A 14,330-nucleotide genomic window follows, 5' to 3' on the forward strand; every position below is an offset into this window, starting at 1 on the left:
CTTCAAGTGAATCAGCCTAAGATACGCGTGACCATTTCCGTGGTATCACGCGACAGGTTTGATGTGTCTGCGATGCGCTGCAATGCCCTGCGCATTTTTGATTGCCGATCCGCATCATAGCGTTTCCACGTGTCAAAGGATGTGCTCATCCTTGCGGTGGTTTGCGGGTTCAGTGCGTCAAGCTTGATAAGCCAGTCCGCTAACAGTTCGTAGGCCTGACCGGATGGATCGTGGAAGCCCGCAGTGTTACCTTTAAGCGCCCCAAACACAGCGCGGAACCGGTTTGGGTTCTTCATGGTGAATGCTGGGTGCTCGGTCAGTTTGGCTGCGACTTTCGCTGCATCCTCTGGCGCGGCGCAGCTGACCTGTAGGCCAAACCACTTGTCCATAACCAGACGATCATGATGCCACCGTTGTTCAAACGCCGCCAGTTCATTCGCGCCTTTACCGATTTTCAACAATGATGCCAGCGCCGCGAGCTGCTGGGTCATGTTGTCGGCATTGGCATATTGTTGCGAGGCTTGTTTGCCACCGTCCAGTTTCGACATCAGTGACAGCATCCGGTTGCCAAGTGACCGTTTGCCCGCCGAAATTGCGTCAGGCGTATAGGCACCTGTAACCGTCATGTCCGCATAGATGCGGGGCAGGGTGTCTTGCAGGTGCTGTGCGATGTGCAGCGTCAGCGCCTCGTGTGCGCGATAGATCGCTGTGGGGTCAGGTGTTTCGCCCGCATCGACCAGCGCTTGCGCCGTGTCGTCTTGGCTTGGCAATGAAAGGGCCAATGCGCGGAAGGCTGGATCAAGGCTGTCGTCACGTAGGAGTGCCAGCAACCCGTCTAAGTAGGCCGTATCAGGTGCCGCGTCTTCGCGAACCATTTGAAGCAGTACATCTTGGGCCAGTGTTCGGCCTGCTTCCCAGCGATTGAATGGGTCCGTATCATGTGCCAGCAGGAACGCACGTTCGGCGTTGGTTTGGTCGTGCTCTAGGATGATTGGGGCGGAAAACCCGCGCAAGATGGACGGGACTGGTTTGCTGGCCAATCCATCGAAAGTGAAGGTTTGCGACGCTTCGGTTAGTTCTAGGATGCGTGTCGGAACGATTTCGTCACCGTTATCGTTCAAAAGGCCCACGGCGACAGGGATGACCATCGGCGTCTTTTCATCTTGGTCCGGTGTGGCTGGCGTTTGCTGTGAAAGCGTCAACGAGTACGCGCCATCTGCATAGCTGTCAGTGACAGAAACACGCGGTGTCCCGGCTTGCGAATACCATTTCGCAAACTGACTCAGGTCGCGGCCGGTTGCGTCTTCGAACACCTGTAGCCAATCTTCGATCGTGGCGGCATCGCCATCGTGACGGTCAAAGTAAAGATCGAGGGCCTTCTTATACCCTTCGTCACCAACTAGCCGTTTGAGCATGCCGATAATCTCGGCACCTTTTTCATAGACAGTCACGGTGTAGAAGTTGTTAATCTCGACAAAGCTTTCTGGCCGCACTGGGTGGGCAAGCGGGCCGTTATCTTCGCGGAACTGATGCGCACGCAGAACAACGGCATCGTCGATCCGTTTCACTGCTTGGCTACGCATATCACCGGTGAACTGCTGATCGCGGAATACAGTCAGCCCTTCTTTTAGGCATAGCTGGAACCAATCGCGGCAGGTAATCCGGTTGCCTGTCCAGTTGTGGAAATACTCGTGCGCGATGATCGCTTCGATCCGTTCAAAGTTCGCGTCAGTCGATGTTTCCGGGCTGGCCAAAACAGCGGAAGAGTTGAAAATATTCAAACCCTTGTTTTCCATCGCCCCCATGTTGAAGTCATCAACAGCAACAATGTTGAAGATATCCAAGTCGTATTCACGACCGTAAACGTCTTCGTCCCACTTCATCGACTTCTTCAGCGCCTCCATCCCGAAGGCACATTTTTGTTCGTCATCACCGGGACGGACCCAGATGTTCAGTTCAACATCTTTGCCGGACATGGTGCTGAAGCGATCAGGGTGGTTCACAAGATCGCCACCGACAAGTGCAAACAGATAGGCGGGTTTGGGCCATGGATCATGCCATTCGGCCCAACCGTCGCCCTTGGCCGCCGGATTGCCGTTGGATAGCAATACAGGCAGGTCGCTTTCGATGCGGACGGTAAAGACTGACATGACATCAGGGCGGTCAGGGTAGTAGGTAATCTTACGGAACCCTTCGGCCTCGCATTGGGTGCAGTACATGCCGTTCGACATATAAAGGCCTTCAAGCGCGGTGTTGGTTTCGGGGCTGATTTCGACCTCTGCCTCGAACACAAACGGTGCATTGGGTACTGTGTGCGTCAGCCCGGTCGCGGTGACCTCTGGGGTGATCGACACGCCGTCGATGGACGCTGAGATTAGCTTGAGCTGTTCACCGTGCAAAAAGAAGTCGCGCGACTGCGCATCTGGGTTCGGGCGAAACGCGATGCGGGATAAGACGCGTGTCGCCGTTGGTGCCAGCTTGAAGGTCAATTCGACGCTGTCCACCAGATAGGCGGGCGGCGTGTAGTCTTTGAGGTATATCTTTTGCGGTGCAGCGGTTTGCATGGGGATTTCCTTGTTCTTTGCGCAAACGTTATGCTTGTGTCCGACCCGCTGCAACCGGCGTTGGGGCGCGATTGCCTTGTGTTTGAAATAGGTGCTGCTGGGATGTGCGAAGAATTGGTAAAAAAACATTACCGCGTTTGTTGCCTATCGGAAACTTCTGTTCTAACCCTATCGGAATATGCAACGTTGTCGCCACTGGCTGGCTGAGCAAAAGGGGAGATGTCATGACAGAACGGGTCGAGAAGCACGGATTGCAGGTCGCAACTGAACTTGCGCAATTCATTGATGAAAAGGCGCTTGTCGGAACTGGCGTAAGTGCTGATGCGTTTTGGAAAGGCTTTGCTGATCTTGTCACCGAGATGGGTCCACGTGGCCGTGACCTGCTGCAAAAGCGGGAAAACATCCAAGCCGCCGTCGATGACTGGCACGTTGCGAACCGCGGCAAGCCGCATGATGCGGTCGCCTATCAAGCATTTTTGCAAGAACTAGGGTATCTGGTTCCCGAAGGCCCAGAATTCGCCATTGAAACTGCCAGTGTTGATCCCGAAATCGCAACAGTGCCAGGCCCGCAGCTGGTTGTGCCCATCACAAACGCCCGTTTTGCATTGAACGCGGCCAATGCGCGTTGGGGCAGCCTTTATGATGCGCTTTATGGCACTGATGCGCTGGGCGATTTGCCAGCAGGTAAGGGCTATGATGCTGAACGCGGCGCACGCGTTATTGCGTGGGGGCGGGCGCATCTGGATAAGGTAGCACCGCTCGCGGACGGTTCATGGGCCGATATTGCAGGCGTGAGTGTTTCCGGTGGTGTCCTAACGCCAGCCTTGAAAGACCCAAGCCAGTTCGCAGGTCATAACGCCGATGCAGAGGTTTTCCTGCGCGCGAACGGTTTGCTGATCAAGATAGTAGTTGACGCATCTAGCACGATTGGCGCGACAGACGCGGCTGGCATTTCTGACATTGTCTTGGAATCTGCATTGTCGACGATCATGGATTGCGAAGACTCGGTCGCCGCAGTGGATGCCGAAGACAAGGTGGTTGCCTATACCAACTGGCTTGGTCTGATGCGCGGCGATCTGGAAGAAGAGGTTAGTAAGGGCGGCAAGACATTTACACGCAAGCTGAACCCAGATGTGACCTATACTGCGCCAGATGGTTCAGCGCAGGTACACAAGGGCCGGTCACTGATGTTGGTCCGTAACGTGGGCCACCTGATGACCAACCCTGCGATTTTGGATGCGGATGGCGAAGAAGTCGGCGAAGGCCTGATGGACGCGATGTGCACCACACTGATTGCGATGCATGATTTGCAGCGTGATGGTGGCAACTCACTTCATGGCTCTGTCTATGTCGTGAAGCCCAAGATGCATGGCCCCGAAGAAGTCAGCTTTGCCTGCGAAATCTTTGATCGGGTCGAAGCTGCGCTGGGCCTGCCTGCGAACACAGTTAAGCTGGGTATCATGGACGAAGAACGCCGCACGTCGGTGAACCTTAAAGAATGTATCCGTGCGGCGAAAACGCGGGTGGCCTTTATCAATACTGGATTCCTTGATCGCACAGGCGATGAAATTCACACCAGCATGGAAGCTGGTCCAATGATCCCAAAGGGCGAAATGAAAGACAGCGCTTGGATCAAATCCTACGAAGACCGGAACGTGGATATCGGTTTGGCTTGCGGCTTGCAGGGCAAGGCGCAAATCGGCAAAGGGATGTGGGCGATGCCCGACAAGATGGCTGATATGTTGGTCGCTAAGGTTGGGCACCCGATGTCTGGTGCGAACTGCGCGTGGGTGCCGTCACCAACAGCTGCGACACTGCACGCGACGCATTACCATGCCATCGACGTGATCGCGCGTCAGGATGAGATTAAGGCCGGCGGTGCGCGTGGCACGCTTGATGACCTGCTAAGCATTCCGGTCGCAACAAACCCGAATTGGTCCGATGACGTGATCACGCTTGAGCTCGAAAACAACGCGCAGGGTATTCTTGGATATGTTGTGCGCTGGATTGATCAGGGCGTCGGCTGTTCCAAAGTGCCTGACATCCACGATGTTGGCCTGATGGAAGACCGCGCGACTTGCCGGATTTCCAGCCAAGCGCTTGCCAACTGGCTGCACCATGATGTCGTGTCTGAGGCGCAAGTGATGGATGCGATGCGCAAGATGGCGGCTGTTGTGGACGGCCAGAACGCGAATGACCCGGCTTATCGCCCAATGGCACCAAATTTCGATGGTATCGCCTTTCAGGCGGCCTGCGATCTGGTATTCAAAGGCCGTATCCAGCCATCAGGCTATACCGAACCCGTGCTGCACCAGCGTCGTCTGGAACTTAAGGCGCAGCGCAACCATTAACGCGGGTGGATTAAAATCCACCCTACGAGGAGACCACAGATGGCAGAGATTTCAGCGAGCAAAGCACGTACGATTATTCGTAAGGCAATGGCCAAGGGCGACGAAATGGGGTTCAAACCACTTTCTGTTGTTGTCTTAGATGCAGGCGGGCATGTGAAAGCGTTTGAACGCGCTGATGGTGCGGCACCGGGTCGTTTCGGTATCGCACATGGTAAAGCCTATGGAGCAATCATGCTGGGTATGGCGGGCACCGCGCAGATGGCACGTGCCGAGCAGCAGGCCTATTTCATGGCTGCCGTGAACGGCGTTTATGGTGGTCAGGTTGTTCCTGTTCCGGGCGGCGTTTTGGTGCATGACAAGCGTGGCGCAGTTATCGGCGCTGTTGGCGTGACAGGCGACACATCCGACAATGACGTGATTGCTGCGATGGCTGGCCTTGAGGGTGCAGGGTTAACCGGCGAAGCATAACCAAGCCGTATTGCTAACTATTTTGGCCGCGTCTTTGCAAAAGGGCGCGGCTTTGTTCAATTTGATTATGGGTGCTGCACGGATGTGCTGTGCATTCTAGACGTGAGGGCTGTGCAGTTACGATATCTTTTGTTCGTGTCCGATCGGCGCTAAACAAAGATATACAAAAGGACATAGCGTTATGAAGCCAGTCATTGGTATCATTGGAAATAGCCACCTCATTAACGACGAATACCCGGCATTTGCTGCTGGAGAAATGAACGTCCGCGCGGTTGCGGATGTATCGGATGCGTTACCCTTGATTGTGCCGACTGGGGCTGGGACGGTCTGTGTGCAGTCGCTCATGGAGCGGTGCGATGGCTTTTTGTTCACAGGCGGCCGTCCAAACGTGCACCCTGAAGAATACGGTGAGAAAGCAACCGAAGCGCATGGCGCATTTGATCGTGAACGCGATGGGATTGCATTACCACTGATCCGGGCTTGTGTGATGCGTGGTCAGCCGATTTTAGGCATTTGTCGCGGCTTTCAAGAGGTGAACGTCGCCATGGGCGGTACGCTTTACCCTGAAATTCGCGATCTGCCGGGGCGCGATAACCACCGCATGCCCCCTGATGGCACGTTAGAGGAAAAATTTGCACTGCGTCACAAAGTGACCTTCAGCAAAGATGGCCCGTTTCAAGCCATGATGGGTGCCCAAGAGGTGATGACCAATACGCTTCACGGGCAGGGGATTAAGACGCCGGGAACACGTATTGTGATTGATGGCTATGCGCCTGACGGTACGCCAGAGGCGATTTATATCGCTGATGCACCCGGTTTTACGATGTCCGTACAGTGGCACCCTGAATGGAACGCTGGCGACGATCCTGTATCCCGGCCCTTGTTTCAGGCGTTTGGTGCCGCGTGTCGCGATTGGGCAGCAGGCGGGATGCGTAAAAGCGCCTAAGCTGTCTTGCCTCGCACGGGGTTTTTCGGCATCACTTCCGTAAACGTTTTAGGAGGTGAAGCATGAAACGGTCCCGGATCAACGATATTATGGCTGAGGCGGATGATATGATCCGCTCATATGGGTTCACTTTGCCGCCTTGGGCGTATTGGACACCTGAAGAATTCAAAGAACGCGCAGGTGAGGCCAAAGCCGTGATCGAGGCGCGCAATGGCTGGGACATCACGGATTACGGCGCTGGTCGATATGAGGAAATGGGCCTGTTTTTGTTCACGTTGCGCAACGGCCGTTTGGCTGATCTGCAGCGCGGTGGCGGGATGTGTTATGCAGAGAAACTTTTGATTTCTAAGCAAGACCAGCTTTCTCCGATGCACACACATGTCATCAAAGCCGAAGACATTATTAACCGCGGTGGCGCCACGTTGGTTATTGAGCTGTTTGGTTCTGATGCTGACGGAAATTTTGACGAAACCAAAGGCGGGACAGTGTTCTGTGATGGTATTCGCCGCGACTATGCACCGGGCGAAAAGATCAGCTTTGCCCCCGGTGAAAGCGTCACATTGATGCCCGGCGATTGGCATGCGTTTTGGGGCGAGGGCGGCGATGTGTTGATTGGCGAAGTCTCGACCGTTAACGATGACGAGACTGACAATATCTTCCGTGAACCGATCGGCCGCTTTGCAGACATCGAAGAAGATGTTGCGCCAACCCATCTATTGGTCAGCGACTACAAGGCGTGGCTGTCGTAAATGATCGCGCATTCTTGACACCAGTGCGTAGTCGGTTCAACGCTGCCACATGCTTGATTTACGCCCTGTTGGATATGTAGTTGGTCTTCTTGTTGCCGCGCTTGGCGCGACAATGCTGGTGTCATTGTTTGCCGATGTCTTGGCGCAAAACGGGCATTGGCCGGTCTTTTTCGAAAGCGCGGTTATCACCATTTTAACGGGTGGATTGATGGCAATGGCCTGCTCAAACGGGGTTGGTCAGGGGCTATCGTTGCGCCAGACCTTTCTATTGACGTCGCTGGTATGGCTGACTTTGCCCGTTTTTGGTGCACTGCCGTTGATGTTAGGTGCACCCAACGCCAGCTTTACCGATGCTTTTTTCGAGGCAATGTCTGGGCTGACAACCACAGGATCGACCACATTCGAAGGTTTGGATGCGCTGCCTGAAGGTATTAAGCTTTGGCGTGCAACCTTGCAGTGGTTGGGTGGCGTCGGGATCATTGTGGTTGCGATGGTGTTCTTGCCCGAACTTCGCGTTGGCGGGATGCAGATTTTCCGATCTGAAGCCTTTGACACAATGGGGAAAATTCTACCGCGTGCAGGTCAAATCGCCAGCAGTATTTCAGTGATCTATATCGGGCTAACGGTGACCTGTACGCTGGCCTATAGCGCGGCGGGAATGAACGCGTTTGATGCGTTGGTGCATGCCATGACGACTGTATCAACTGGCGGAATGGCGAATTACGACAGTTCTTTTGGCAGTTTCAGTGCGGCGGCGCACTATATCGGGACAGTGTTCATGATCCTTGCTGCCCTTCCGTTTGTGCGGTTTGTGCAGCTTGTCAGCGGAACCGCAAAGCCGATCTTACACGACAGCCAAATTCGCGTCTTTCTGTCCGTTATCAGTATATGCGTTCTGTTGATCACATCATGGGTGTGGGGCCGAGAAGGCGAATTTACGGAACTCGCCTTTCGTGAAGCGCTATTCAACGTCGTGTCTGTCATGTCTGGTACAGGGTATTCAAGCGCGGACTATATGACTTGGGGAACGTTCCCTGTTGTGATTTTCTTTTTTGTTGGATTGGTGGGGGGCTGTGCGGGATCCACGGCTTGTTCAGTTAAGATATTTCGCTATCAAATTCTATTCGCATCGATCAAAGCGCAGGTGCGTCAAATCCATTCACCACATGGTATCTTCACCCCGCGCTTTGAAGGGCGCACGATTAGCGAAGACGTCATGAGCTCTGTCATGGCGTTTTTTGTGGCTTTCGTGCTGTTGCTTGGGGTGACGGCTGTGCTGTTGGCGATGACCGGTCTTGATTTCATCACATCCGTATCTGGCGCTGCAACTGCCATTGCGAATATCGGTCCCGGTCTTGGGCCTGAAATTGGCCCAGCCGGAAACTTTGTGCATATAAACGACAGCGCGAAATGGATTTTATCCATGGCGATGTTTATTGGTCGGCTTGAGATTATGGTCGTGCTGACCATCCTTACCGTGAAGTTCTGGAAGACCTAGTTACCAGCAGCTGACCAACACAGTGATGTCAGCCGCGCGGCGTGTCATTGCTACAGGCGACATTTCCTGCGTGTCTTCGCTGCGTGTCGCGGTGATCCCGTTGCTTTCCAGCGTGGCGGTGATCTGTCCCGCGTCCAAAGAAAAGTTAACTTCTGGCGGTAAGACCTGCGCATTGCCATCAATTCGCGGCAATAGCATGCCTATCACCGCGCCGAATTTATCAAAGACAGGGCCGCCTGCATCGCTTGGCTGGGGAAGGATCGATAGCCGTCCTATCCGATCATCACCGGACAGATTACGGATATCAACAACCTGCCCATATGTCAGTGTCGGGGCGCTTAGCACGCCGTTGTAGGGATAGCCGCCTACAACGATCTGATCTTGAAGGCGTGGCGTACGGATTTCAAACGCCGCTACATTCAAGGGCGAGATGCTTTCTGTGGGGCGCAACAAAGCGATGCCAAGGTCTGCATCTGTCATGATTGGCTCGGCTTCATATTCCCGATCCAGCGTGATGCGTTCACAGCTCTCGATTGCCTCTGGGGTGGTCGCGACAATGCCGTTGTCTGAAACAAAAAATCCTGATCTCGACATACGGGGCTGGCGTACGGCAAGACCGGCCACCATATCGATCGCCTGATCTTCATTCGGGGGGGCAATTGCGGGATCCAAAACACCATCAAGCCGAGAAAAGCTTGATTTCATAATGTCGAGAACGCGTTCCCGGCGTGCTTCGTCTCCGGCTGGCCAAACTAGAGTAAACCCTTTGATATCAGTACCTTCTAGCGAAACACTTGTGTAAGAATGAAGGTCGTCATTTATCCCTTCGATCTCGAAGCTCGACTTCGTCAGGGTGCGCGATCCTGTCGTGGGGACAATGTCCAGAATTTGCATGATTTCATACAAGCCCTTTAGGCGCCCGGCATCCCCTTGTTGGGAAATGAACAGCACTTGCGCCTCTGCGACGTCGGCACTTGGGTCGAACCGTACGAATGGCGGCTTGTATTCGGTGAAGGCAACAAGACCGGTTGGGATTTGCATCTGAATGCCAGATGCATCGTCACGAACCAGCCGCATACGTGTGCCTTCAAGGACGCTATTATATTGGTCAAACAGCATCTCGCGTTGGCGGGTGGTTAAAATGCCAGAAGGGTCTTGGTTGTTGGCGACTTGCCATGCTTGCATCGCGCTCCGCGTGCCGCGACCAAAAGACCCGTCAATTGCAGCGCTATAAAAGCCCGCCCACTTCAATGCCTTTTGCAATTCTTCACGCGCAGGGCGGTCTAATTCGGATTCTGATGCGCGCGCCTGCGCTGGGGTTTCATCCGATAATGGGGCTGCGTCCGATATGTTCGCTGAAACAGGAGTTTCTAATGTGGCTTGCGGCAATTGCGCAGAGGACGCCGTGCGCCCTCCAATGGGCCAAAATTGCTGTTGGAAAAAACGACCGTTTTTAACAAAGCTGTCGCTTGGGATCACGCCTAGCCCAAGCAAAGTACCTAGTGCGGTCTCAGCACTGGCTTCTGAATACGGGCCAATAAAGATACCGTAGAAACCGTCACCCAAATAATATCCGTGGACTGAATCGATTGTTCCTGCGTATTCGCGTGCGCGGTCTTGTGCGCCGGTCAACGTTTTTCGTGCCTCAATTTGAACCCAGAAAGTGTCTTGTGCTGTCGCCGAAACGGCTGAAACGCCCAAAAATAAAAACGCCGCAAGTAACTTGATCATTTCCACCCCAAAGATCTTCGTTTTATCGTGGGGGTATGACTGACCCTTGCATTCGTGGGGCGCAAGGGCTGCATGGACAATTCATACGAAATTCAAACATTATGTCGCAACCCGTTGCCCAATTGACCCTTTGGGCGCAGCAGCCTATTGAACGCTTAATCGTAGACGAGGGTCATCATGGCAGACAAACCACGCAGTTTTCAGGAAATTATCCTGCGGCTTCAAAACTATTGGGCCAGCAAAGGCTGTGCCATTTTGCAACCCTATGACATGGAGGTCGGGGCAGGCACATTCCACCCGGCCACAACCCTGCGTGCGCTGGGTTCGAAATCATGGGCCGCAGCCTATGTGCAGCCGTCGCGTCGCCCAACAGATGGCCGCTATGGTGAGAACCCGAACCGCCTACAGCACTATTATCAATATCAGGTTTTGATCAAACCAAGCCCGCCGGATTTGCAGGAACTCTATCTTGGTTCATTGAAAGCCATCGGCATTGATGCATCCCTGCACGACATCCGCTTTGTGGAGGACGACTGGGAAAGCCCAACATTGGGTGCTTGGGGCCTTGGTTGGGAAGTCTGGTGCGATGGGATGGAAGTATCCCAGTTTACCTATTTCCAGCAGGTTGGTGGCCATGACTGTAAACCAGTCTCAGGCGAGCTGACATATGGTCTGGAGCGCCTGGCGATGTACGTCTTGGGCGTGGATCACGTAATGGATATGCCATTCAACGACCCACAATCCCCCAGCCCGCTGACTTACCGTGATGTGTTTAAACAAACCGAAGAAGAATACGCGCGCTGGAACTTTGACATCGCCGACACGGATATCCTGTTACAGCACTTCAAGGACGCCGAGGCAGAATGCCAACGCATCTTAGAACAGCCCGCAGAGGATCCCAAAACCGGTAAGCGCATCATCATGGCGCACCCCGCCTATGATCAATGCATCAAAGCATCACACCTGTTCAACCTGCTCGACGCACGCGGCGTGATTTCGGTCACCGAACGCCAAGCCTATATCGGACGCGTCCGGACATTGGCCAAAGCCTGCGCAGACGCGTTCGTCCAAACCGAAGCAGGCGGGGCAGCGGCATAATGCCTTGGAACCGTATCGCAATTGTGGGGATCGTCGTGTCAGCTTTGATCGCAGGAGCCGCGCTTTATTACCTTCAGGTGTACGCCTACTACACGCCAGTAGCGGGCGATAACGCGCGTGTTGAACTGACCTCGGTCGTGACCGGCGAGGCCGAGCCGATCATCTTTGACAGCTTTGATGGCATCGATTCCGACAGCAGCCCAATCCGTTACCGTGCGTGTTTCACGACTGTTCTTAGCCAAGCCATGCTAACAGAAACCTATGTGATCAAGGATGATGCGGAACCACGCGTCGCGCCCAGCTGGTTTGACTGTTTCGACGCAGAACAGATCGGTGCTGACCTCGAACAGGGCGATGCGATTGCATTTCTTGGTACCGAAAACATCCACTATGGGATCGACCGCATTGTTGCGATTTACCCTGATGGCCGCGCCTATGCGTGGCACCAAATCAATGCCTGTGGCGAGGTCGTCTTTGACGGCAATCCGGCCCCTGACACCTGCCCACCTGTACCCGAAAGCCAGAACTGATGCCTGATCTTCTGATTGAACTTTTCTCCGAAGAAATCCCTGCGCGGATGCAAAAACGCGCCAGCGATGATCTGAAAAAACTGGTCACTGACGGTCTGGTCGAGGCTGGATTGACCTATTCGGGCGCAGCTGCGTTTTCGACACCGCGCCGCCTGGCGCTGTCCGTCGAAGGGCTGACGACCGAAAGCCAAGCCACCCGTGAAGAACGGAAGGGTCCGAAGGTAGGCGCGCCTGATAAAGCCATCGAAGGGTTCTTGCGTGGCGCTGGCGTGACCCGCGATGATCTAGAGATCCGCGACGACAAGAAGGGCCAAGTTTACTTTGCCGTGATCGAAAAGCCGGGCCGCTTGGCTGCGGATATCATTGCCGAAGTTCTTGAAAACGCGATCCGTAACTTCCCATGGCCGAAATCCATGCGCTGGGGTGACGGCCCGTTGAAATGGGTACGCCCGCTGCATTCAATCCTGTGCATCACATCAGACGAGGCAGGCGCGCAGGTCGTGCCGCTGGACGTTGATGGGATCACATCTGGCAACACCACGCGCGGGCACCGTTTCCTTGCGCCTGATACAATCACCGTCACAGGTTTCGATGATTATGAGGCAAAACTGAAACGCGCCCACGTCATCCTGCGCGCGGATGAACGGGCCGAGATGATCTGGCATGAAGCCACCAATCAGGCCTTTGCCTTGGGGCTAGAGGTCGTCGAAGATCGCGGTCTATTGGCCGAGGTTGCCGGGCTGGTCGAATGGCCCGTCGTGTTGCTGGGCAAGATCGACGATGATTTTCTGGGCCTGCCACCAGAGGTGCTCCAAACATCGATGAAAGAACACCAAAAGTTCTTTTCCGTCCGTAACCCCAAATCCAACCGGATTGAGCGTTTCGTGACCGTCGCCAACATGGAAACCGCTGATAACGGGGCGACCATTCTGGCAGGCAACCAAAAGGTGCTGTCGGCGCGTCTGGCTGATGCCAAATTCTTTTGGGAAAACGATTTGCGCACGGTTAAGACCGTTGGTCTGGAAGGCATGGGCGCAAGCCTTGCCGATGTGACATTCCACAACAAATTGGGATCGCAGGCTGACCGGATCAAACGGATCGAGGCGTTGGCACGCGAGATTGCACCTGCTGTCGGTGCAAAGCCTGATCTGGCTGCCGAGGCCGCGCGGATTTGTAAGGCCGACCTATCGTCTGAAATGGTCTATGAATTCCCAGAAGTGCAGGGGCTTATGGGGCGTTATTATGCAGAGGCTGCTGGTCACGACGATGGTGTGCCTGCCGCATGCCAAGAGCATTGGCAACCGCTGGGGCCATCAGACGATGTGCCATCCGCGCCGATCTCAGTTGCAGTCGCACTAGCTGATAAGATCGACACGCTGACAGGGTTCTGGGCGATTGATGAAAAACCAACAGGTTCGAAAGACCCCTTCGCCCTGCGCCGCGCTGCGTTGGGGGTTATCCGGTTGGTTTTGGAGAATGGTTTAAGTCTATCTTTAGACACATTAATTAAGGATGCTTACGCTACATTATTGTCGACATCACTTTCATGTGGGGCCAAGTCTGTTTGGGTATCTGCCGTTTTGGAAGGTGCCGATGATTCTGGAAACCGAACCCAGCTTGATGAGCGAATTTGGGCGGACGGTGATCCAATTTCACTTGTTCTTGATTATCAGTTCCCCCAAGGGTCAGGCATGCAAAATGTTTGTATCGAGTATGCGAGTGAGACTGTTATATCCTACGACTATGGGAAGAGTAGGCTCTTTGAATCTAGTGAATGGGTTCTTTGGGATCTCCTCTCCTTCTTTCACGACCGCTTGAAAGTCTTCCTAAAGGACAAAGGCATCCGTCACGATATCATTGACGCTTGCATTGCGATGCCGGGGAATGATGATCTGACGCTTTTGGTCAAACGGGCAGAGGCTTTGGCGGCGACTTTGGCCACTGATGACGGTGAGAACCTGATTCAGGGGTTCAAGCGCGCCAACAACATTCTGACCCAAGCTGAAGAAAAAGACGGCGTTGAATATTCATACGGCGCGGACATTAAATTTGCCGAAGATGACGCTGAAAAGGCGCTGTTTTCTGCCCTTGATGCTGCAGATGCAAAGATCGCGCCAGCGATGAAAAACGAGGATTTCAGCACCGCGATGACCGCTATGGCGGCACTTCGTGGGCCGATTGATGCATTTTTCACCGATGTGCAAGTTAACGCCGATAGTCAGGTTTTGCGCCGTAATCGGCTTAACCTATTGTCACGCATTCGAAATATCTGCTTGTCCGTTGCGGATTTGACCAAAATCGAAGGCTAGTTACAAAAGCTTTAAGTTTTCTTTGCTAAATAGGGGGGGAACCCCCTATGCTGCACTCACAGAATAAGGTGACGCCGCAGTGCAGC

10 protein-coding genes are annotated in these 14,330 nt (G+C 54.1%); 8 read left to right on the plus strand and 2 right to left on the minus strand.

Annotation, left to right across the window (positions count from 1 at the left end; translation table 11 throughout):
* Positions 1-11: 11 nt before the first annotated feature.
* Entirely contained in the window at positions 12-2,564 is a 2,553-nt protein-coding gene (gene pepN, locus CYQ09_RS02460; RefSeq protein WP_106743870.1) for an aminopeptidase N, read from the minus strand.
* A gap of 224 nt (positions 2,565-2,788) precedes the next feature.
* On the opposite strand from pepN, the gene CYQ09_RS02470 reads away from it, so the two are divergent.
* From CYQ09_RS02470 to CYQ09_RS02490, 5 genes are all read left to right on the plus strand, one after another.
* Entirely contained in the window at positions 2,789-4,915 is a 2,127-nt protein-coding gene (locus CYQ09_RS02470) for a malate synthase G (RefSeq protein ID WP_106743872.1), read from the plus strand.
* Positions 4,916-4,954: 39 nt separating this feature from the next.
* Positions 4,955-5,383, plus strand: a complete 429-nt coding sequence (locus CYQ09_RS02475) for a GlcG/HbpS family heme-binding protein (RefSeq protein WP_106356844.1) — start codon at positions 4,955-4,957, stop codon at positions 5,381-5,383.
* A 181-nt stretch (positions 5,384-5,564) separates the two neighbouring features.
* Entirely contained in the window at positions 5,565-6,329 is a 765-nt protein-coding gene (locus tag CYQ09_RS02480) for a gamma-glutamyl-gamma-aminobutyrate hydrolase family protein (protein ID WP_106743873.1), read from the plus strand.
* Between the two features lie 62 nt (positions 6,330-6,391).
* Positions 6,392-7,078, plus strand: coding sequence for a D-lyxose/D-mannose family sugar isomerase (locus CYQ09_RS02485; protein ID WP_106743874.1), 687 nt, complete (start codon positions 6,392-6,394; stop codon positions 7,076-7,078).
* 49 nt (positions 7,079-7,127) lie between these two features.
* Positions 7,128-8,576, plus strand: coding sequence for a TrkH family potassium uptake protein (locus tag CYQ09_RS02490; RefSeq protein ID WP_106743875.1), 1,449 nt, complete (start codon positions 7,128-7,130; stop codon positions 8,574-8,576).
* On the opposite strand, the gene CYQ09_RS02495 is transcribed toward CYQ09_RS02490, so the two are convergent.
* A complete protein-coding gene (locus CYQ09_RS02495; RefSeq protein WP_106743876.1) occupies positions 8,577-10,307 on the minus strand; it encodes a serine protease in 1,731 nt (576 codons plus the stop codon). It abuts the gene before it with no gap.
* Positions 10,308-10,484: 177 nt separating this feature from the next.
* On the opposite strand from CYQ09_RS02495, the gene CYQ09_RS02500 reads away from it, so the two are divergent.
* From CYQ09_RS02500 to glyS, 3 genes are read left to right on the plus strand one after another with little or no spacing between them, the layout of a single operon-like run.
* On the plus strand, positions 10,485-11,405 hold the full coding sequence (locus CYQ09_RS02500) for a glycine--tRNA ligase subunit alpha (protein ID WP_106743877.1): 921 nt from the start codon (positions 10,485-10,487) through the stop codon (positions 11,403-11,405).
* On the plus strand, positions 11,405-11,935 hold the full coding sequence (locus tag CYQ09_RS02505; RefSeq protein WP_106743878.1) for a DUF6446 family protein: 531 nt from the start codon (positions 11,405-11,407) through the stop codon (positions 11,933-11,935). The genes CYQ09_RS02500 and CYQ09_RS02505 overlap by 1 nt, the downstream gene beginning before the upstream one ends.
* Complete coding sequence (gene glyS / locus CYQ09_RS02510) at positions 11,935-14,244, plus strand: glycine--tRNA ligase subunit beta (protein ID WP_106743879.1); 2,310 nt, start codon at positions 11,935-11,937, stop codon at positions 14,242-14,244. The genes CYQ09_RS02505 and glyS overlap by 1 nt, the downstream gene beginning before the upstream one ends.
* Positions 14,245-14,330 lie beyond the last annotated feature (86 nt).

The sequence above is a fragment of the Yoonia maritima genome (genome assembly GCF_002933395.1).
GTDB lineage: Bacteria > Pseudomonadota > Alphaproteobacteria > Rhodobacterales > Rhodobacteraceae > Yoonia > Yoonia maritima_A.

Excerpts from the sequence above, each read along its gene's own strand:
- pepN (WP_106743870.1), bottom strand. The coding sequence starts at position 2,564 with ATGCAAACCGCTGCACCGCAAAAGATATACCTCAAAGACTACACGCCG.
- CYQ09_RS02470 (WP_106743872.1), top strand. The coding sequence starts at position 2,789 with ATGACAGAACGGGTCGAGAAGCACGGATTGCAGGTCGCAACTGAACTT.
- CYQ09_RS02475 (WP_106356844.1), top strand. The coding sequence starts at position 4,955 with ATGGCAGAGATTTCAGCGAGCAAAGCACGTACGATTATTCGTAAGGCA.
- CYQ09_RS02480 (WP_106743873.1), top strand. The coding sequence starts at position 5,565 with ATGAAGCCAGTCATTGGTATCATTGGAAATAGCCACCTCATTAACGAC.
- CYQ09_RS02485 (WP_106743874.1), top strand. The coding sequence starts at position 6,392 with ATGAAACGGTCCCGGATCAACGATATTATGGCTGAGGCGGATGATATG.
- CYQ09_RS02490 (WP_106743875.1), top strand. The coding sequence starts at position 7,128 with ATGCTTGATTTACGCCCTGTTGGATATGTAGTTGGTCTTCTTGTTGCC.
- CYQ09_RS02495 (WP_106743876.1), bottom strand. The coding sequence starts at position 10,307 with ATGATCAAGTTACTTGCGGCGTTTTTATTTTTGGGCGTTTCAGCCGTT.
- CYQ09_RS02500 (WP_106743877.1), top strand. The coding sequence starts at position 10,485 with ATGGCAGACAAACCACGCAGTTTTCAGGAAATTATCCTGCGGCTTCAA.
- CYQ09_RS02505 (WP_106743878.1), top strand. The coding sequence starts at position 11,405 with ATGCCTTGGAACCGTATCGCAATTGTGGGGATCGTCGTGTCAGCTTTG.
- glyS (WP_106743879.1), top strand. The coding sequence starts at position 11,935 with ATGCCTGATCTTCTGATTGAACTTTTCTCCGAAGAAATCCCTGCGCGG.